2 tRNA genes are annotated in these 317 nt (G+C 52.7%); both read left to right on the top strand.

The window, feature by feature from the left end:
- Window positions 1-66 precede the first annotated feature (66 nt).
- Window positions 67-158, top strand: a tRNA-Ser gene (locus MJ257_RS24735).
- A gap of 17 nt (window positions 159-175) precedes the next feature.
- Window positions 176-247 (top strand) — tRNA-Glu (locus tag MJ257_RS24730).
- Window positions 248-317 lie beyond the last annotated feature (70 nt).

Genomic DNA, 317 nt, shown 5'->3' with positions numbered 1-317 from the left:
TCAATCCTGGAAGGAAGCTTTTATGCTTTGCATATTTGCTTCCCTTCCGGGGAATCCAACTCATATGGAGAGGTGTCCGAGTTGGCCGAAGGAGCACGATTGGAAATCGTGTAGGCGTCACAAGCGTCTCGAGGGTTCGAATCCCTCTCTCTCCGCCAGCAAGGACTTTGTTTATGGCCCGTTGGTCAAGGGGTTAAGACACCTCCCTTTCACGGAGGTAACAGGGGTTCGAATCCCCTACGGGTCATTCATTACCTTCCCAGATATGGAGGCTTAGCTCAGCTGGGAGAGCATCTGCCTTACAAGCAGAGGGTCGG

It is taken from the genome of Paenibacillus timonensis (genome assembly GCF_022427145.1).
Taxonomy (GTDB): domain Bacteria; phylum Bacillota; class Bacilli; order Paenibacillales; family Paenibacillaceae; genus Fontibacillus; species Fontibacillus timonensis.
Note: the sequence above shows the minus strand (reverse complement) of the source record. Positions and strands in the feature narration are given on the sequence as shown.